This is a genomic window from Candidatus Marivariicella framensis (assembly GCF_982709265.1).
On the sequence record NZ_CEXPNT010000005.1, the window covers coordinates 84487 to 104288 of the forward strand.

General features: G+C 32.2%; 16 protein-coding genes and 1 tRNA gene. 3 read left to right on the top strand and 14 right to left on the bottom strand.

The window, feature by feature from the left end; translation table 11 throughout:
• Window positions 1-10: 10 nt before the first annotated feature.
• The 10 genes from rpoC to tuf all read right to left on the bottom strand — a co-directional run bounded on the left by rpoC (window position 11) and on the right by tuf (window position 12551).
• A complete protein-coding gene (gene rpoC, locus AC34EU_RS03150) occupies window positions 11-4315 on the bottom strand; it encodes a DNA-directed RNA polymerase subunit beta' (protein ID WP_489696047.1) in 4305 nt (1434 codons plus the stop codon).
• Between the two features lie 35 nt (window positions 4316-4350).
• Window positions 4351-8160 carry a DNA-directed RNA polymerase subunit beta gene (rpoB, locus tag AC34EU_RS03155; protein ID WP_489696048.1) on the bottom strand — a complete coding sequence of 1270 codons (3810 nt, stop codon included), beginning with the start codon at window positions 8158-8160 and terminating at the stop codon, window positions 4351-4353.
• Window positions 8161-8275: 115 nt separating this feature from the next.
• Entirely contained in the window at window positions 8276-8653 is a 378-nt protein-coding gene (rplL, locus tag AC34EU_RS03160) for a 50S ribosomal protein L7/L12 (RefSeq protein WP_487533712.1), read from the bottom strand.
• A gap of 61 nt (window positions 8654-8714) precedes the next feature.
• The gene (rplJ, locus tag AC34EU_RS03165; RefSeq protein ID WP_487533713.1) at window positions 8715-9230 is read right to left on the bottom strand and encodes a 50S ribosomal protein L10; all 516 of its coding nucleotides are present in this window, start codon (window positions 9228-9230) and stop codon (window positions 8715-8717) included.
• Between the two features lie 17 nt (window positions 9231-9247).
• Window positions 9248-9937 carry a 50S ribosomal protein L1 gene (gene rplA / locus AC34EU_RS03170; protein WP_487533714.1) on the bottom strand — a complete coding sequence of 230 codons (690 nt, stop codon included), beginning with the start codon at window positions 9935-9937 and terminating at the stop codon, window positions 9248-9250.
• Between the two features lie 7 nt (window positions 9938-9944).
• A complete protein-coding gene (rplK, locus tag AC34EU_RS03175) occupies window positions 9945-10388 on the bottom strand; it encodes a 50S ribosomal protein L11 (protein ID WP_487533715.1) in 444 nt (147 codons plus the stop codon).
• Between the two features lie 62 nt (window positions 10389-10450).
• Window positions 10451-11002, bottom strand: coding sequence for a transcription termination/antitermination protein NusG (gene nusG, locus AC34EU_RS03180; RefSeq protein ID WP_487533716.1), 552 nt, complete (start codon window positions 11000-11002; stop codon window positions 10451-10453).
• Window positions 11003-11005: 3 nt separating this feature from the next.
• On the bottom strand, window positions 11006-11203 hold the full coding sequence (gene secE / locus AC34EU_RS03185) for a preprotein translocase subunit SecE (protein ID WP_487533717.1): 198 nt from the start codon (window positions 11201-11203) through the stop codon (window positions 11006-11008).
• An 18-nt stretch (window positions 11204-11221) separates the two neighbouring features.
• Window positions 11222-11294 (bottom strand) — tRNA-Trp (locus tag AC34EU_RS03190).
• 69 nt (window positions 11295-11363) lie between these two features.
• Entirely contained in the window at window positions 11364-12551 is a 1188-nt protein-coding gene (tuf, locus tag AC34EU_RS03195) for an elongation factor Tu (protein ID WP_487533718.1), read from the bottom strand.
• A gap of 267 nt (window positions 12552-12818) precedes the next feature.
• Between tuf and AC34EU_RS03200 the strand changes: the two genes are divergently transcribed.
• Window positions 12819-15086, top strand: a complete 2268-nt coding sequence (locus tag AC34EU_RS03200) for an aconitate hydratase (RefSeq protein ID WP_489696049.1) — start codon at window positions 12819-12821, stop codon at window positions 15084-15086.
• Window positions 15087-15097: 11 nt separating this feature from the next.
• Here AC34EU_RS03200 and AC34EU_RS03205 read toward each other — a convergent pair whose 3' ends face one another.
• Window positions 15098-15289: a hypothetical protein gene (locus AC34EU_RS03205; RefSeq protein WP_487533720.1), complete on the bottom strand. Its 192-nt coding sequence runs from the start codon at window positions 15287-15289 to the stop codon at window positions 15098-15100.
• A gap of 219 nt (window positions 15290-15508) precedes the next feature.
• Entirely contained in the window at window positions 15509-15940 is a 432-nt protein-coding gene (locus AC34EU_RS03210) for a hypothetical protein (protein ID WP_487533721.1), read from the bottom strand.
• A 53-nt stretch (window positions 15941-15993) separates the two neighbouring features.
• Between AC34EU_RS03210 and AC34EU_RS03215 the strand changes: the two genes are divergently transcribed.
• Together AC34EU_RS03215 and AC34EU_RS03220 are read left to right on the top strand one after the other, a co-directional pair.
• On the top strand, window positions 15994-16338 hold the full coding sequence (locus AC34EU_RS03215; protein ID WP_487533722.1) for a DoxX family protein: 345 nt from the start codon (window positions 15994-15996) through the stop codon (window positions 16336-16338).
• A 3-nt stretch (window positions 16339-16341) separates the two neighbouring features.
• Window positions 16342-16680 (top strand): DoxX family protein, encoded by a 339-nt coding sequence (locus AC34EU_RS03220; protein WP_489666986.1) that lies wholly within the window; start codon window positions 16342-16344, stop codon window positions 16678-16680.
• 10 nt (window positions 16681-16690) lie between these two features.
• On the opposite strand, the gene AC34EU_RS03225 is transcribed toward AC34EU_RS03220, so the two are convergent.
• A complete protein-coding gene (locus AC34EU_RS03225; RefSeq protein ID WP_487533724.1) occupies window positions 16691-18727 on the bottom strand; it encodes a TonB-dependent receptor family protein in 2037 nt (678 codons plus the stop codon).
• A gap of 60 nt (window positions 18728-18787) precedes the next feature.
• Window positions 18788-19675, bottom strand: coding sequence for a creatininase family protein (locus AC34EU_RS03230; RefSeq protein WP_489696050.1), 888 nt, complete (start codon window positions 19673-19675; stop codon window positions 18788-18790).
• Window positions 19676-19802: the final 127 nt, after the last annotated feature.

A 19802-nucleotide genomic window follows, 5' to 3' on the forward strand; every position in this document is an offset into this window, starting at 1 on the left:
TATACAAAAATTAAATGTCAGAAAGTTCTTCTTCTTTGTTAACTAATAAGCTCTTATATTCATCTTTTGACCCTACAATAACATTACTATACTCTCTCAAACCAGTTCCGGCAGGAATTTTATGCCCTACTATAACATTTTCTTTTAATCCGGCTAAATAGTCTTCTTTCCCATTCACCGCTGCTTCATTAAGAACTTTAGTTGTTTCTTGGAATGATGCTGCTGAAATAAACGACTTAGTCTGGAGCGAGGCTCTTGTTATACCTTGAAGTTCAGGAGTAGAGGTAGATGTAATAGCATCCCTCGCTTCAACTTTAATTTTATCTTGTCTTATAAGAAGTGAATTTTCATCTCTTAATTGACGAGCAGAAATAATTTGTCCAGATTTAAAGTTTTCTGAATCCCCTTCATTTTCAACTACTTTTTTACCGAAAAGACTGTCATTTTCTTCTATGAAGTCAGCTTTAAAAACTAATTGATTTTCTAAAAAGCTTGAATCACCAGGATCATTAATTTTAACCTTACGCATCATCTGTCTTACTACAACTTCAAAATGTTTATCATTAATTTTAACTCCTTGAAGACGATAGACTTCTTGAACCTCATTTACCAAATATTGTTGAACAGCAGAAGGGCCCTTTATTTTTAAAATATCAACAGGAGTTATAGATCCGTCAGATAATTGCATTCCAGCTTTCACAAAATCATTTTCTTGAACTAATATTTGATTTGAGAGTTTCACTAAATACTTTTTAATATCTCCATATTTTGATTCAACTATAATTTCTCTATTACCACGTTTAATCTTACCAAAAGAAACTACTCCATCAACCTCAGAAACTACTGCAGGGTTTGAGGGATTTCTTGCTTCGAATAACTCTGTTACACGAGGTAATCCACCTGTTATATCTCCAGATTTAGCAGATTTTCTTGGTATTTTAACCAGTATCTTACCCTCTTCAATTTTAATTCCATCATCAACAATTAAATGGGCTCCAACAGGTAAATTATAAGAACGTAAGACTATATCTTTGTTATCCTTAATTAATAGTGTTGGAATTAATTTTTTATTTCTAGTTTCAGAAATAACTTTTTCTTGAAAACCAGTTTGTTCATCAATTTCAACTTGATATGTTTCTCCCTGAGTAATATTTTCAAATTCTACTTTACCAGCAAACTCTGAGACTATAACTCCATTAAAAGGATCCCAACTACAAACAATATCACCTTTTGAAACTTTAGACCCGTTTTCAACAAATAATGAAGAACCATAAGGAATATTATTTGTGCTGTATACAATCTTTGTTTTTTTATCTACAACCTTAATTTCAGCTGTTCTTGAAATTACAATATCTGATGGATTTCCATCTGAATCAATCCCTTTAGCAATTTTAAGATCCTCAATTACCGCTACGCCATTCTGTTTTACTACTATTTTATTTTCCTCTGAAATATTTCCAGCAACTCCTCCCACATGAAAAGTTCTGAGAGTTAATTGAGTTCCTGGTTCTCCAATAGATTGAGCAGCAACTACACCTACTGCTTCTCCTTTTTGAACCATATTTCCAGTAGCTAAATTTCTTCCATAACATTTAACACATATTCCTCGTTTAGCTTCGCAACTTAATGGTGAACGAACCTCTACAGATTCAATTTGAGCATCATTAATTTGAGTAATTATTGAATCAGTAATTTGATTTCCAGACTCGATTATTAATTCTCCTGAAGAAGGATTAATTATGTTATTCAAGGAAACTCGACCTAAAATTCTATCTCCTAAGCTTTCAACTATTTCTTCATTTTTTTTCAACGGTTTAACTAAAATTCCTCTAAGAGTACCACAATCTTCATTATTAACAATTACATCTTGAGAAACATCAACCAGTCGTCGAGTTAAATATCCTGCATCTGCTGTTTTTAATGCAGTATCTGCTAGACCTTTTCTAGCACCGTGAGTAGAAATAAAATATTCTAAAATTGATAATCCTTCTTTAAAATTAGAAAGGATTGGATTTTCGATTATTTCTCCACCACCTACATTTGACTTTTTAGGCTTAGCCATAAGACCTCTCATCCCAGTTAATTGTCTTATTTGTTCTTTAGAACCTCTAGCTCCAGAATCCAACATCATAAAAACTGAATTAAAACCTTGCTGATCCTCACTAATTCTACTCATAGCTAACTCAGTAAGAGTAGCGTTTGTAGATGTCCACACGTCAATTACTTGATTGTATCTTTCATTGTTTGTGATTAGTCCCATATTATAATTACCAACAATGCCTTCAATTTGACCATTAGCCTCATCAATCATTTTTGATTTTTCAGGAGGAATAATAATATCACCAAGACTAAAAGATAATCCTCCTTTAAATGCAAAACCATAACCCATATCTTTGATTTTATCCAAAAATTCTGCGGTTTCGGGAACACTAGTTACTTTCAATATTTCACCAATTATTCCACGAAGGTTTTTCTTTGTCAAAACTTCATTAATAAAACCTGCATTTTCAGGAACCACCTCATTAAATAAGATTCTTCCAACTGTTGTTTCTATAATTTGATAAACTAACTCTCCATTATTATTAAAATCTTTAGCTCTTATTTTCACTACAGCATTTAAATCTACTCGTTTCTCGTTATGAGCAATATGAACTTCTTCCACAGAATAAAAAACTAAACCTTCTCCTTTAACTGGAGCTTCTTTAGTTGATTTTCTTGCCTTAGTCATATAATAAAGACCCAAAACCATATCTTGAGATGGAACTGTAATAGGTTGACCATTTGCTGGATTTAAAATATTATTAGATGCCAACATTAACATCTGACATTCTAATATAGCCTCTGGTCCAAGCGGTAAATGAACTGCCATTTGGTCACCATCAAAATCTGCATTAAAAGCTGTACATACTAAAGGGTGAAGCTGGATGGCTTTTCCTTCAATTAATTTAGGCTGAAAAGCTTGAATTCCTAAACGGTGAAGTGTAGGAGCTCTATTTAAAAGAACTGGATGTCCTTTGAGAACATTTTCTAAAATATCCCATACAACAGGTTCTTTTCTGTCTATTATTTTTTTAGCTGACTTTACAGTTTTTACAATTCCACGTTCAATTAGTTTTCTAATTACAAATGGTTTATATAATTCCGAAGCCATTCCCTTTGGGAGACCACATTCAAAAAGTTTTAGTTCAGGACCAACAACAATAACTGATCTTGCTGAATAATCTACACGTTTACCTAAAAGATTTTGACGAAACCTACCTTGCTTTCCTTTCAATGAATCAGAAAGAGATTTAAGTGGTCGATTAGAATCCGTTTTAACTGCAGAAGATTTACGAGTATTATCAAATAATGAATCTACAGATTCTTGTAGCATTCTTTTTTCATTTCTTAAAATCACTTCTGGAGCCTTTATTTCAACGAGACGTTTTAATCTATTATTTCTTATTATAACTCTTCGATATAAGTCATTTAAATCAGATGTTGCAAAACGTCCTCCATCAAGGGGAACTAAGGGTCTTAGTTCAGGAGGAATAACAGGAACTACTTTCATAATCATCCACTCAGGAAGGTTCTCTCTGCGTACATTTGCATCTTTAAATGCTTCTACAACCTGAAGCCTTTTTAAAGCCTCAGTTTTTCTTTGTTTTGATGTTTCGTTATTTGCCTTATGCCTTAACTCATATGATAGTTTCTCTAAATCAATTCGACTAAGTAATTCAATTAAACACTCAGCTCCCATTTTAGCAATAAACTTATCTGGGTCAGTATCGTCAAGATATTGATTTTCAGCAGGTACTTGTTCTAATGCATTTAAATATTCTTCTTCTGTTAGAAAATCCATTTTTTGTAACGGCTCTCCTTCCGAATTTAAGGCAATTCCAGACTGAATTACTACGTATCTTTCGTAGTAAATAATCATATCTAATTTCTTAGAAGGCAAACCTAATAAATATCCAATTTTATTTGGTAAAGATCTAAAATACCAAATATGTGCTACTGGAACTACAAGATGAATGTGACCAACGCGATCTCTTCTAACTTTTTTTTCTGTAACCTCTACACCACATCTATCACATACTATTCCTTTATATCTAATTCTTTTATACTTGCCACAAGCACATTCATAGTCTTTAACTGGTCCAAAAATTCTTTCGCAAAATAAACCGTCACGCTCTGGTTTATGTGTTCTGTAGTTTATAGTTTCAGGTTTTAAGACCTCACCTCTTGAACTATTTAGTATCACCTCTGGAGATGATAGACCAATTACAATTTTATTAAATTTTTTCTGTGTAACTACTTCGTTGTTTCTAGCCATTTTTAATTGCTTTCTAAATGTTACTTAATTTTTTATTACTCTTCTAATCTAATGTCAAGTCCTAATCCTTTTAATTCATGCATTAAAACATTAAAAGACTCCGGTAATCCAGGTTCTGGAAGTGAATCTCCTTTAACAATCGATTCATAAGTCTTAGCTCTACCTATAACGTCATCAGATTTTACAGTTAATATTTCCTGCAAAGTACTTGATGCCCCGTATGCTTCTAGAGCCCAAACTTCCATTTCACCAAAACGCTGTCCTCCGAACTGGGCTTTCCCTCCAAGAGGCTGCTGAGTAATTAATGAATATGGCCCGATAGATCTAGAGTGCATTTTATCATCAACCATATGGCCTAATTTTAGCATATATATAACACCCACAGTAGCCGGTTGATCAAACTGTTCTCCTGTACCACCGTCATAAAGGTACGTGTGACCATATCGTGGAACTCCGGCTTCATCAGTTAAATCATTAATTTGATCAATTGATGCACCATCAAATATAGGTGTGGAGTATTTTTGTCCTAGATTTTGTCCAGCCCATCCTAAAACCGTTTCATAGATTTGACCAATGTTCATTCTTGAGGGAACACCTAAAGGATTAAGGACAATATCTACAGGGGTCCCATCTTCTAAGAAAGGCATTTCTTCCTCACGAACTATCCTTGCAACTATTCCTTTGTTTCCGTGACGTCCTGCCATTTTATCACCAACTTTCAATTTTCTTTTCTTAGCAATATATACCTTTGCTAATTTTAATATTCCCGCAGGTAATTCATCACCAACAGAAATAGTGAACTTTTCACGACGTAAAGATCCTTGTAAATCGTTTTCTTTAATTTTATAATTGTGAATCAAATCTGCAATCATAGAATTAGTTTCTTTTGTAGTAGTCCAAACTCCCTTAGTTAAGTGAGTATAATCCTCTACCGCAGAGAGCATTTTGAGAGAATACTTCTTTCCTTTTGGCAAAATCTCTTCTGCTAGGTCATTCTGAACCCCTTGACATGTTTTACCATTCAGGATTGTGAATAGCTTTTCAATTAAAAGACCTTTAAGTTTATCAAACTTAAGTTCAAAATTTTCTTCTAGAATTTCTAGTTCCTGTTTATCTTGATTTCTTCTTCTTTTATCTTTAAGAGATCTTGTAAATAATTTTTTATCAACAACAACTCCGTGTAATGAAGGAGGCGCTTTTAATGAAGCATCTTTAACATCACCTGCTTTGTCACCAAAAATTGCACGCAAAAGTTTTTCTTCAGGTGTAGGGTCAGACTCTCCCTTTGGAGTAATTTTTCCAATTAGAATATCTCCAGGGTTTACCTCTGCTCCAATTCGTATCATCCCATTTTCATCTAGTTGTTTTGTAGCCTCTTCACTAACGTTAGGAATATCATCAGTTAACTCTTCAGTTCCAAGCTTAGTATCTCTAACATCCAACGAGTATTCATCTATATGAATAGAAGTGAAAATGTCTTCTCTTACTACTTTTTCAGAGATTACAATAGCGTCTTCAAAATTATATCCTTTCCATGGCATAAAAGCAACTTTCATGTTACGACCAAGAGCTAATTCACCATTTTCTGTTGCATAACCTTCTGATAAAACTTGACCTTTTATAACACGATCTCCTTTTTTTACAATAGACTTAAGGTTTATACAAGTTCCTTGATTTGTTTTACGAAATTTAATAAGGTTATAGCTTATAACTGGACTATCAAATTTAACTATTTCTTCTTCTTTAGAAATATCATATTTAATAGTAATCTTATTAGCGTCAACATATTCAACAATACCATCTCCTTCAGCATTTATTAAAACTCTGGAATCTGAAGCTACTTGTCGTTCGAGTCCTGTTCCTACAATAGGTGAATCAGGTCTAAGAAGTGGCACAGCTTGACGCATCATATTTGACCCCATCAAAGCACGGTTAGCGTCATCATGTTCTAAAAATGGTATTAATGATGCAGATATCGAAGCAATTTGATTTGGGGCTACATCAGTATAATTAATTTTATCAGGAGTAACTACTGGAAAATCCGCTTGATCTCGAGCAATTACTCTTTCTGCAGTAATATTACCATCTTTATCGTAAGGTATAGTGGCTTGAGCAATTAATTGATTTTCTTCTTCTTCAGCACTAAGGTATTTGGTTTCAAATAAATTAATCTTGCCCTTTTCAACTTTTCTGTATGGAGTTTCAATAAATCCAAGATTATTAACTTTAGCAAATACCCCAAGAGAAGATATTAATCCAATATTTGGACCTTCGGGGGTTTCAATTGGACATAAACGGCCATAATGAGAATAATGAACATCCCTAACTTCAAAACCTGCTCTTTCTCTTGACAATCCACCTGGACCTAAAGCAGACAATCTTCTTTTATGGGTTAACTCAGCTAAAGGATTTGTCTGATCCATGAATTGGGATAACTGATTGGTTCCAAAAAATGTATTTATAACAGAAGATAGTGTTTTTGCATTAATAAGATCTATGGGTGTAAAAACTTCATTATCTCTAACATTCATTCTTTCACGAATTGTTCTAGCCATTCTTGCTAAACCAACTCCAAATTGAGATGATAATTGCTCTCCTACTGTTCTAACTCTTCTATTAGATAGATGATCAATATCATCTATCTCAGCTTTTGAATTAATTAGTTCAATTAAATATTTTATTATGGTAATGATATCTAATTTAGTTAAGACTAATTTGTCCATTTCCACATTTAGTCCCAACTTTTTGTTCATTCTATACCTACCAACCTCTCCAAGATTATATCTTTGATCTGAGAAAAATAATTTATCAATAATTCCTCTGGCTGTATCTTCATCTGGTGGTTCAGCATTTCTTAATTGGCGATATATATGCTCTACTGCTTCCTTTTCAGAGTTTGTTGGATCTTTTTGAAGAGTATTGTTAATTATTGCATAATCTGACATATGCGCATCAATCTTATGTAAAAGAATTGTTTTAACTCCAGCCTCCATTATTTGCTCGATATGATCTTTTTCAAGAATGGTATCTCTATCAATTATTATTTCATTTCTTTCTATTGAAATAACCTCCCCTGTATCTTCATCAACAAAATCTTCATGCCATGTTTTTAAAACTCTTGCTGCTAGTTTTCTATCGAGCACCTTTTTCAATCCTGATTTAGAAACTTTAATTTCTTCGGCTAAATCAAAGATCTCAAGTATATCTTTATCACTTTCATATCCTATAGCTCTAAAAAGTGTTGTAACGGGTAGTTTTTTCTTTCTGTCAATATAAGCATACATAACACTATTTATATCAGTTGCGAATTCTATCCATGAACCTTTGAAAGGAATTACTCTGGCTGAATAAAGTTTAGTTCCATTAGCATGAAAAGATTGACCAAAAAACACTCCTGGAGACCTGTGAAGTTGAGAAACTACTATGCGTTCAGCACCATTAATACAAAATGTACCACTAGGAGTCATGTAGGGTATGGTGCCCAAAAAAACATCTTGAACTATAGTTTCAAAATCTTCGTGCTCAATATCCGTACAATATAATTTTAATCTAGCCTTTAAAGGGACAGAATATGTTAAACCCCTTTCAATACATTCCTGAATAGAATATCGAGGAGGATCAACAAAATAATCAATAAATTCAAGTACAAATTGATTTCTTGTATCCGATATGGGAAAATTTTCTTGGAATGTGTTAAAAAGTCCTTCTTCGTTTCTTTCATCAGATTTAGTTTCTAATTGAAAAAAATCTTGAAAAGACTTGATTTGAATATCAAGAAAATCAGGATAATTAGGGGTATGCTGGGCTGCAGCAAAATTTACTCTTTTCTTTAAAATACTTGGCATCTGTAGTTGTTTTAGATGAACTATATGTTATTTATTAATCAATATTTATAAGCACAAAATGGTTTAGACGATTGAACTGTACAAAAGCCTAAACCTTAAACTTGTGTGAATGTGACTACTTAATCTCTACTTCAGCACCCGCTTCTTCTAAGGAGCTTTTTAGACCCTCAGCTTCATCTTTACTTACAGCTTCTTTTATTGCGCTAGGAGCTTCATCAACCAAACCTTTAGCCTCTTTAAGACCTAATCCAGTTAATTCTTTTACTAATTTCACTACTGCTAGTTTAGCTCCTCCAGCTGCTGTCAAGATAACATCAAATTCTGTTTTCTCTTCTGCGGCATCTGAACCATCTCCAGCTGCTGGACCAGCAACTGCTACAGCTGCTGCTGCAGGCTCTATACCATACTCATCTTTTAAGATGTTAGCAAGCTCGTTTACCTCTTTTACAGTTAGGTTTACTAATTGTTCTGCGAATTCTTTTAAATCTGCCATTTTACCAATTTTTATAATTTATATTTCTATTTGTTTATTTAAACACTATTGTTTTTCAGAATTAACGCTCTGATAACGTTTTCAGTATACCAGATAAATTACTGCTTCCAGACTTTAATGCAGAAACCACATTCTTAGCCGGAGATTGTAATAATCCAATAATTTCTCCAATTAACTCCTCTCTTGATCTAATAGCTGCGAGAGTATCAATCTGATCATCACCAATATAAATTGCTTCTTCTATAAAAGCTGCTTTTAAAATTGGCTTATCTAATTTTCTTCTAAAATCTTTGATAACCTTAGCTGGAACATTACCAGATTCAGAAAACATCAATGAGGTATTACCTTTTAATACATTTTTGATTTCTCCAAAATTTTTGTCAGAAGCATCCATTGCCCTTGATAACATTGTATTTTTTACAACAGACAATTTAACGTTTGCTTTATGACAAGCACGTCTTAAAGCTGTAGTTTGAGATGCATTTAATCCAGATATATCTGTTAAATATAAAGTCTTTGTCGCCTTTAATTTTAATGTCAAATCATTTATAACTTTTATTTTTTCTTCTTTTTTCATTTTTAATTTTTTAAAATCTATGAAAATTTGGCTTCAACAGGAACACTTGGACTCATTGTGCTTGACATATAAATACTTTTTATATATATTCCTTTAGTGGTTGAAGGTTTTAGTTTGACAATTGTTTTCACAAGCTCATCTGCATTTTCAAAAATCTTATCTGCACTAAATGAAACTTTACCTATTGATGAGTGAATAATACCTGACTTATCAACTTTGAAATCAATTTTACCTCCTTTAACATCAGTAACAGCTTTTTTGATATCCATCGTTACGGTACCAGTTTTGGGATTTGGCATCAAGCCTCTTGGACCAAGAATACGACCTAAAGGACCTAATTTACCCATAACACTTGGCATAGTAACTATAACATCAACATCTGTCCAACCGTCTTTAATTTTTTGTAAATACTCGTCTAATCCAACAAAATCTGCACCTGCTTCTTTAGCTTCAGACTCTTTATCTGGTGTTACTAAAGCTAAAACACGTAATTTTTTACCAGTTCCGTGAGGTAAAGTCACAATACCACGAACCATCTGATTAGATTTTTTTGGATCAACACCAAGTCGGATAGCTAAATCAACTGAAGCATCAAATTTAGTAGTTGATATTTCTTTAACCAACTTAGAAGCATCTTCTAGAGTGTAAAAAGTTGTAGGGTCTACTTTAGACCTAGACTCTTTTTGATTTTTTGTTATTTTTCCCATTTTAAAATTATGAATTAAATGGAGCATTTCCTTTGACGGTAAAACCCATAGATCTTGCAGTACCAGCGATCATTTTCATTGCAGAATCGATATTAAAAGCATTAAGATCAGGCATTTTATCTTCAGCAATAGTTCGAACTTGATCCCATGTAACAGTTCCTACCTTGATTCTGTTTGGTTCTCCAGATCCTTTTTTCTTTTTTGCAGCTTCCATTAATTGAACTGCAGCTGGTGGAGTTTTAACAACAAATTCAAATGATTTATCCTTATAAACAGAAATTGCAACAGGAAGAATTTTTCCTGGTTTGTCTTGAGTTCTTGCATTAAACTGTTTACAAAACTCCATTATGTTGACTCCTGCGGCTCCTAATGCTGGACCTACGGGTGGAGAGGGGTTAGCTGCACCTCCTCTAACTTGTAGTTTCAGAACTTTTTCTATTTCTTTTGCCATTATATTAATTAAATTAAATACGATTCTAGTGGAAGCTAAATCCTATTTTTATTATGTAACATTTATATTTTTTCAACTTGCATATAACTTAACTCAAGAGGAGTTTTACGGCCAAATATTTTAACCATAACCTCTAATTTTCTTTTATCTTCATTAACCTTTTCAATTGTACCTGTAAACCCATTAAAAGGACCATCAATTACCTTTACATTTTCACCACTTATGTAAGGTATATTTATTTGCTCTGAAGCAAGAGTCAATTCATCAACTTTTCCAAGCATTCTATTTACCTCAGCTGATCTTAAAGGAACAGGTTCACCACCTTTAGTTTCACCTAAAAATCCAATAACATTAGTTACAGATTTAATTATGTGTGGAACCTCTCCTGACAGATCTGCTTTTATCATAATATAACCTGGAAAATATGTTTTTTCTTTACTTACTTTTTTTCCATTGCGAATTTGTACAATTTTTTGAGTAGGAACCAGAATATCTTCTACCATCTTTGAATAACCAAGCCTATCTATTTCAGAAAGTATGTAATCTTTAATTTTTGATTCTTGACCACTTACCGCTCTAACAACATACCATTTTTTATCTGCTACTTCAGTCATAAACTATCCATTAATGAGGTTAAAGTAAGTTTGAACTATAGAAGACAACAATGTGTCTGCTCCCCATATTAAAAGAGAAAAAAGCACTGAAAAAACTAAAACAATAAGAACTAAACGTTGAAGCTCAGATCTAGGTGTCCAGGAAACATTCTTTTGAAGTTCCTCAAATGATTCTTTTATGTAGTTCAATATTGTAATCATTTATACCTTTTTTTTATGCACGGGTTGAGAGACTCGAACTCCCGACACCTGGTTTTGGAGACCAGTGCTCTACCAACTGAGCTAAACCCGTTTTTATTTGACACAAAAGGCGTCACACGCTAAAGCGAGACACCTTTTGTGTCAGTTTAAAAACTTTTTTCTAATCTAAAATTTCTGTTACCTGACCCGCACCAACTGTTCGACCCCCTTCACGAATTGCAAAACGAAGCCCTTGACTTAGCGCGATAGGTTGAATTAAATTAACTTCTATAGTTAGGTTATCACCTGGCATTACCATTTCAACTCCACTTGGTAAAATAATATTTCCAGTAACATCAGTTGTTCTTACATAAAACTGAGGTCGATAGTTGTTATGAAAAGGTGTATGACGTCCACCCTCTTCTTTTTTTAGAATGTAAACCTCAGCTTTAAATTTGGCATGAGGAGTAACTGAACCAACTTTACAAAGAACCATTCCTCTTTTAATATCAGTTTTTTCAATACCACGTAATAATATCCCCGTGTTATCCCCTGCTTCACCTCTATCTAAAATTTTACGGAACATTTCAACTCCAGTAACAGTAGATTTTAATTTTTCAGCACCCATACCAATAATATCAATTTCGTCACCAGTATTTGCTACACCAGTTTCAATTCTTCCGGTTGCAACTGTTCCACGACCAGTAATAGAGAATACATCTTCAACAGGCATTAGGAAGTCCTTCTCAACATCACGCTTAGGCAATTCAATCCATGTGTCAACTTCTTCCATAAGTTTCATTACGGTATCAACCCATTTTTGTTCTCCGTTAAGAGCACCAAGAGCTGAACCAAGAATTACAGGAGAATTATCTCCATCATAATCATAAAAAGAAAGTAATTCACGGACTTCCATTTCTACTAATTCAAGTAATTCTTCATCATCAACCATATCTGCTTTGTTTAAAAACACTACAATACGAGGAATACCTACTTGGCGCCCTAAAAGGATGTGTTCCCTAGTTTGAGGCATAGGACCGTCAGTGGCAGCTACGACAAGAATTGCACCATCCATTTGAGCAGCACCAGTAACCATATTTTTAACATAATCAGCGTGACCTGGACAGTCAACATGGGCATAATGTCTATTTACTGTTTGATATTCTACGTGCGATGTGTTAATTGTTATACCTCGCTCTTTTTCTTCTGGAGCATTATCTATTTGATCAAAGCTTTGAGCTTCAGATAATCCAGCATCTGCTAAAACTTTTGTAATAGCTGCTGTAAGTGTTGTTTTACCATGATCTACGTGGCCAATTGTACCAATGTTTAAATGGGGTTTTGACCGATCGAAAGTTTCTTTAGCCATAATTGAATTTTTCTTTAGTGTTTTTAGAGGGTGCAAATTTATAAAAAAAATTATATTAGGCTTTGTTTTTATTGATTTTTTTATCTACAAAAGTGAGTATTGTTAAATTATTTATAATAATCCTTAAAAAAAAATAATTTCAAAATACAATTATCTATAATAAGTAAAAATAATAGTCCATCATTAAATTTTATATAAGTGACCTTTTACATGCACAATAAATAATGTATTTTAGCTATCTATAAATCATGAAAACATATTTAAATTATGGCCTTTGACATTGAAATGATCAGAAATCATTATGCTAGTTTAGATGAAAAAATTTCTGAAATTAGATCCCTTTTAAAGCGACCATTAACAGTCTCTGAAAAAATATTATATTCTCATATTTGGAAAAATAAATTATCTGGAATATACAAAAGAGGATTAGACTATGTTGATTTTGCCCCAGATAGAATTGCCTGTCAAGACGCAACTGCACAAATGGCTTTATTACAATTCATGCAAGCAGGAAAAGATAAAGTAGCTGTTCCAACAACAGTTCACTGTGATCATTTAATTCAAGCAAAATCAGGTGCATTTGATGATTTAAAAGCTGCTAACTCTTCAAGTTCTGAAGTTTTTAACTTTTTAGAGTCTGTTTCAAATAAATATGGAATTGGATTCTGGAAACCTGGCGCAGGCATCATTCATCAGGTGGTTCTTGAAAATTATGCTTTTCCAGGCGGAATGATGATAGGGACTGATTCGCATACAGTTAATGCTGGAGGACTTGGGATGTTAGCTATTGGTGTAGGAGGAGCTGACGCAGTTGATGTTATGGCAGGTATGGCATGGGAATTAAAGTTCCCTAAATTAATTGGAGTTAAATTAACTGGAAAATTAAATGGATGGACTGCTGCTAAAGATATTATCCTAAAAGTAGCTGGAATATTGACAGTAAAAGGAGGTACAGGAGCTATAATAGAATATTTTGGAGATGGAGCTGAAGCTATTTCTTGTACTGGAAAAGGAACTATTTGTAATATGGGAGCTGAAGTAGGAGCAACGACTTCAACTTTTGGATATGATGAGTCTATGGAAAGATATCTTCGAGCTACAGGAAGAGACGATATTGCAAATGCTGCAAATAATGTTAAGTCTCACCTTAAAGCTGACAAAGAGGTTTATTTAAATCCTGAAAAATATTTTGACGAAATTATAGAGATAAACTTAGATGAGCTAACTCCTCATATTAATGGTCCTTTTACTCCTGACTTAGCAACTCCTGTTTCAGAAATGAAAGAAAAAGTAAAATCAAATGGATGGCCATTGAAAGTTGAATGGGGCTTAATCGGATCTTGCACTAATTCCTCTTATGAAGATCTCTCAAGAGCTGCTTCAATCGCTAAACAAGCGGTGGATAAAAAATTATCTACCAAGGCTGAATTTGGAATAAATCCCGGCTCTGAACAAGTTAGATATACTGCAGAAAGAGATGGTCTTTTACAAATATTTGAAGACCTGGATGCTAAAATTTTTACAAATGCATGTGGACCATGTATAGGTCAGTGGGCAAGAGATGGTTCTGAAAATCAAGAAAAAAATTCAATAATACATTCATTTAATAGAAATTTTGCCAAACGAGCAGATGGTAATCCAAACACTCATGCGTTTGTAGCTTCACCTGAAATGGTGGCTGCAATTGCAATATCTGGAAGATTAGATTTTAACCCAATGGAAGACACTCTGATTAATTCAGAAGGTCAAGAAGTCAAACTTGATCCTCCCCAAGGATTAGAATTACCCAAATTGGGTTTTGATGTTAAAGAAAATGGATATTTAGAACCTATAGCAGATGGCTCTGGAGTAGTTATTAATATTTCTAAAGATTCGGAACGTCTTGAATTGTTAGCTCCTTTTGATCCATGGAATTTAAAAAATCTTAATAATCTTAAATTACTTATTAAAGCAGACGGAAAATGCACAACAGATCACATTTCAATGGCAGGGCCTTGGTTAAGATACAGAGGTCATCTTGATAATATTTCAAATAATTGTTTGATTGGAGCTGTAAATGCTTTTAATCAAAAAACAAACTTTGTTAAGAATCATTTTACTGGTGATTATGGTGGTGTTCCAGATACTCAACGAGAATACAAAAAAAATAATATCTCCACAATAGTTGTTGGAGATCATAATTATGGTGAAGGCTCTTCAAGAGAGCATGCTGCCATGGAACCAAGACACTTAGGTGTTAAAGTAGTTTTAGTTAAATCATTTGCCCGAATTCATGAAACTAATTTAAAAAAACAGGGTATGTTAGGTATCACCTTTGACAAAGAATCAGATTATGATCTTATTGAAGAAGAAGATGTTTTTAATTTAATTGACTTAAAAGACTTTGCTCCAGGAAAAAAAATATCAATAGAGATTATTCATTCTGATGGCAGAAAGGATCTTATCATGACAAATCACACTTATAATATTCAACAAATTGAATGGTACAAAGAAGGTTCCGCACTAAACTTAATCAAAAAAGAAAATATTATTTAATTAAGTTAAAATTAAGCCTTACAAGACATGTCACTTCCACAACACATAGGTGATTTTATTTTACCCTCACACTTAGGACATTTAGAAACCTGAACAGTACTTCCATCATCAAGCTTTATTGAATCGTTAATTAAAGGTTCATTACAATTTGAGCAGCTAGCGTTTACAGCCATTCCACAAATATTACATTTATAAGTTTCCATAATTATTTAATTTATTTTTAAAATTAGATAAATTTAAATTATATATACATGCCGAATCTTTATTATTTTTTTCATGCTTATGTTATGGTATTATGATTATATCAATATTTTGTCTAACTCTTAATAAAATTAGATTTATTGAAAGTGAAGTTATTGATGCATATACTCCCAAAATTATTCTGAATTTCACCTTATTTATTGGGTTTTAAAAAAAATACACTATTTATAATTAATGTGGGCATAAAAAGAAGCCACATGTAAAACTACCATTGTACAACCCAGATAAATGAATGGAGAACTTGGAATCCAAAAAATTGCAAGTGCTAATCCAGAGTAGCACATGATTCCAACAATAACAAGAAGTAAAACTCTAATTCTTGAGTCTGATGTCATAACTGGCCTAGAAAAACCAAAAACAAAAAGACCTATAACAACAACCCATAAACCAAAAAATCTATATATTTGTTTAAGATAATCAGGTAAAGTACTATTTATTTCATTATTAAATAATTGATCGAAAGTAATACCTAAACGCTCTTCATTTGCAACCTGGTCTAACATCCAGGGCTGATCAACAATCATCCACCTAGCCCCTAAAATTATTAGGGCTAATCCTATGACAATAATTGGGATATTAAAAAAAAATTTCATGATTATATATATATATCACTAAAGATAATGTATATTTTTCATAGATTGTACCCATGGAAAATTTAGCTGTTTATTCTCAAATAATTATAGCCGTTTCAGTTATTAATGTTTGGGTTTTTCGTTTTGATAATATTGTTAAAGAGTTCGAACAATATGGCCTTTCTGATATAATTAGAAATATTGTTGGAGCTACTAAAATATCACTTTCAACCCTATTAATTGTTGGTGTTTTTTATAATGAGGTGGTTTTAGCATCTTCTTTATCAATGGCCTTTTTAATGGTTTGTGCTCAAATAGCACATATTAAAGTTAAAAACCCCTTGATAAAATATGTTCCATCATTTATCCTTCTTATACTCTCACTATTTGTAGCTGGAGTTAATTATGGAATAATATAACAGATGGATTTAAGTTTATTCTTAGTTCTTTTTAGTGGAGTTTCTTTTGTATTCTACGGTATAGGATCTTTTAATTCAAAAAGAATGATCTCAGAATATATAAGATGGGGCTATAAAGATTATAGATATTTAATTGGTGGATTTCAATTTATTGGAGGGATAGGTTTATTAGTAGGATTGTTTATTGATGAATTATTAATAATTTCTTCTGGCGGACTCACTTTTTTAATGATAATGGCTGTTTATGTAAGGTTTAAAATTAGGGATCCTTTAAAAATGACATTGCCAGCATTATTTTACACTATCATAAACTCATTAATATTTTATCTAACAATAAATTAGATTATGTATACTAAAAACTAAAAGAAAATCCTGTGAAAATATTTCTTGTAGCTGCTGGTTCATAATATCGAGAGCCAAAAGCATTTAAGCGAATGTTATCAAAATACTTTAGATTTAATAAATTATTAACTCCACCAAAAAGATCAATTTTACCCCATTTAAGCCTTAATGATTTACCCATTTGAAATCGAGTTTTTTGATAAGAATCTATTAAAACAGTGTTAGAATTATTAGCATAAAAATTTCCGATATTTTCAAAAGTTAACTTTGTGATCCATTCATTTTTAGATGTATGGGTAATGTTAAAAAAAAACTGATTTCTAGGAATACCTGGAAGATCATTAGATTCAAAACCTTGATCAATTATTTTATCATCATCAAATGTATATTTAGCTTTTGTAAAACTCCCCTTAATTTGAAAATCTTTCCAGTTTAATTGAGTGAATAATTCAAGCCCCATTCTCTTTGTGGCTCCTGTATTACTATAAAATGATCGCCCTGGAAAATCTTCTAATTCATAAGGTAAAATATCATTTGAACTCATAATGTAAAACAGGCTTGCTTCTATTAAAAATTTAGGTTTTGACACTTTCCACCCTAATTCATAATTAAACGCCTTTGATGGTTCTAGTTTTAAGTTAAGTCCCTCACTTCCTGAAGGGTTAGCTGATAGCTCAGATAAAGTAGGTGTTTCAAAACTAGTAGAAAAGTTTATAAAAAAGTATTGATTGTTTTTTATTTCACGACTTAATCCAAAACTAGGATTAAAAACATTATACTTTTTATTAAAAATAAAATTATCAGTTCCAATAGATAAATTATCAAAGCGAATGCTTGATCTAAAAACCCAATTATTAAATCTCATCTCATCTAAAAAATAAAAAGCAAAATTATTAAAACTTTCTATTTGACTAAAAACATTAGTTCCTTGTATGCCTTTTAAATTTAAAAAACGATTTCGTTCATCGATTTGAAAAGCTGATTCTAAACCAATTTGGAATTGATGAAACAGGTTTTGATTAGACTTTGAATAAGTTAATCTACTACCTAGTCCATAATATTTTCTATCCAGATCAATAATTCCTCCAAATTCAAAAGGAAGCTTTCCATAGAAATCTCTTGTTGAGAAAAAAGTATATGAATTTAGATCCCATTTTGGGCTAAACTTTTTTACCCAATTAAGACCAATTTTTAATTGATCAATTTTTTCAAATGTATTATAATCAAAATTACGTTGTCTAGCTTGTTTTCTATTACCTTCAACCTCATTTAAAGTAAGACCACCGGCATCTTGGGCAATGGGACTATTTGTGTAATTAAATTGTAAGTTGATAAATGACTTTGAAGAATATTTATGTTTCAATTTAACATTAAAAATATTTTGTTTTAGACCACTATGATTTCGATATCCATCGGTTTGAGTGTTATTTAAATAAATTACAGCGCTTGTATTCTCATTATTTAAAAAACTCATTAATTGATGTGATTTCAAATTGTAACTGCCAAATAACGATCTTACTGAATGATGTTCTCCTAAAAGACTATCCAAAGTATTAATATATATTACACCTCCTGATGCGTTTCCATACAAGCTTGCTGAAGGACCTCGTAGTACCTCGATTTTATTAATCAAACCAATTGGGAGATTATCTAATTGGCCTTGACCATCAGGAGTGGTTTCAGGTATACCGTCAACAATAATTTTAATTCCTCTAATTCCAAAAGCGGACCTTGCTCCAAAACCTCGAATTGAAATTCTTAAATCTTGGGCGAAATTATTAGCATTTAAAGTAAATAAACCCGGAACACTTTCTATGTATTCCTGTAAAGAAAGCTGTTGACTAATTTTTTGAGTTTTTCGAAAGTCTAAAACACTAATTGAATAAGGAGCTTTGGTTTGTAATATTTCGATTTTTAACGCTTCAACTGAAACATCATTCAGAGTAATTGTTACAGTTGAACTTGGAGTTTGAGCAATTAAACTATTTGGTATAAATAAGATGAAGGAATATAAAATTAACAGTATAATACGTTGATTAATATTCATAATTTATTTAACTATTAATTAAACAAAATTATCTATTAATTTTATATATAATACAAATAATTATTGTTTAACTTTTTCAAAATACTCTTTTTGAATCTCTATACTAATACTATCTTCTTTAACAGCTTTAATAGCATTTGTAAGAGATGATACGGTGTTCTCTGTAACAATACGGCCTAATTTTTTTGATGCGAATTCGGCTTGTCCAGCATAATGATTAGGGTAAGAAGCATACCACCAAATTGCGGTATATAAAGTTTTCGGTAGTTTTAAGCGAGCCTGATTATCTCCAGACTCCTCATTGCTTCTGTTTAATTTAATCAATTCAGGTCTTAAGTACAATATCTCCGAAGCCTCTCTTTCACCTCCGTGTTGGTCAGTAGAAGGGTCAGATTTTCTAGTAGCTTTTATTTGATCAGCAATCTTTAAAGGGATATCAGGTTCGAAGAAATATATAATGTAGTCTTTTTTCTTTTCTAATTGATTTTGGATAAAGTATCTAATCATCTGTGGATTACCTCCGTGGCTGTTAATAATTATAATTTTCTTAAATCCATTTCTGGCTATTTCAGCAGTAGTAGCTTCTAATAATTCCATAGCTAATTTCGATGGAAGTGAAAAAGTCCCATATTCCTGTTTAGCTTCGTTAATTTGGCCGTAAAAATAATCTGGGAAAACAACAGCGTATTCATTTTTAGTTGCACGGTTTGCCCATTCTCTAGATCTAATTAGATCCGATCCTATTGGTATTCCAGGGCCGTGTTTTTCTAGGATCCCTATTGGGAGAATGCAAGTGTAATTTGATTTTTTCAAAGCTAATTCCCAGTCAGACGCAACCAATTCATCCCATTTATTTGGTATATTTTGACTTAACAATGAGGAGGAAAATATCAATGTAATAAGAACTAGATGTACCTTTACAATTGTTTTTTTGATTATTTCCTTCATTAGTTTTTGATAATATATTTAAATATAAAGATATTTTATAGAAATCTATAAATACAAGTCTGACAAAGTGACTTTGTTTAATATTTTATTTTTAAATGGGGGAATGAGACTATATTGTTAAACAAAA

What these genes read in the sequence shown, in the direction of transcription:
- tuf (WP_487533718.1), bottom strand. Translation starts at nt 12,551, where the DNA reads ATGGCTAAAGAAACTTTCGATCGGTCAAAACCCCATTTAAACATTGGT.
- AC34EU_RS03200 (WP_489696049.1), top strand. Translation starts at nt 12,819, where the DNA reads ATGGCCTTTGACATTGAAATGATCAGAAATCATTATGCTAGTTTAGAT.
- AC34EU_RS03215 (WP_487533722.1), top strand. Translation starts at nt 15,994, where the DNA reads ATGGAAAATTTAGCTGTTTATTCTCAAATAATTATAGCCGTTTCAGTT.
- rplK (WP_487533715.1), bottom strand. Translation starts at nt 10,388, where the DNA reads ATGGCAAAAGAAATAGAAAAAGTTCTGAAACTACAAGTTAGAGGAGGT.
- nusG (WP_487533716.1), bottom strand. Translation starts at nt 11,002, where the DNA reads ATGACTGAAGTAGCAGATAAAAAATGGTATGTTGTTAGAGCGGTAAGT.
- AC34EU_RS03225 (WP_487533724.1), bottom strand. Translation starts at nt 18,727, where the DNA reads ATGAATATTAATCAACGTATTATACTGTTAATTTTATATTCCTTCATC.
- rplJ (WP_487533713.1), bottom strand. Translation starts at nt 9,230, where the DNA reads ATGAAAAAAGAAGAAAAAATAAAAGTTATAAATGATTTGACATTAAAA.
- AC34EU_RS03220 (WP_489666986.1), top strand. Translation starts at nt 16,342, where the DNA reads ATGGATTTAAGTTTATTCTTAGTTCTTTTTAGTGGAGTTTCTTTTGTA.
- secE (WP_487533717.1), bottom strand. Translation starts at nt 11,203, where the DNA reads ATGATTACAATATTGAACTACATAAAAGAATCATTTGAGGAACTTCAA.
- AC34EU_RS03210 (WP_487533721.1), bottom strand. Translation starts at nt 15,940, where the DNA reads ATGAAATTTTTTTTTAATATCCCAATTATTGTCATAGGATTAGCCCTA.
- AC34EU_RS03230 (WP_489696050.1), bottom strand. Translation starts at nt 19,675, where the DNA reads ATGAAGGAAATAATCAAAAAAACAATTGTAAAGGTACATCTAGTTCTT.
- rplL (WP_487533712.1), bottom strand. Translation starts at nt 8,653, where the DNA reads ATGGCAGATTTAAAAGAATTCGCAGAACAATTAGTAAACCTAACTGTA.
- rplA (WP_487533714.1), bottom strand. Translation starts at nt 9,937, where the DNA reads ATGGGAAAAATAACAAAAAATCAAAAAGAGTCTAGGTCTAAAGTAGAC.
- AC34EU_RS03205 (WP_487533720.1), bottom strand. Translation starts at nt 15,289, where the DNA reads ATGGAAACTTATAAATGTAATATTTGTGGAATGGCTGTAAACGCTAGC.
- rpoC (WP_489696047.1), bottom strand. Translation starts at nt 4,315, where the DNA reads ATGGCTAGAAACAACGAAGTAGTTACACAGAAAAAATTTAATAAAATT.
- rpoB (WP_489696048.1), bottom strand. Translation starts at nt 8,160, where the DNA reads ATGCCAAGTATTTTAAAGAAAAGAGTAAATTTTGCTGCAGCCCAGCAT.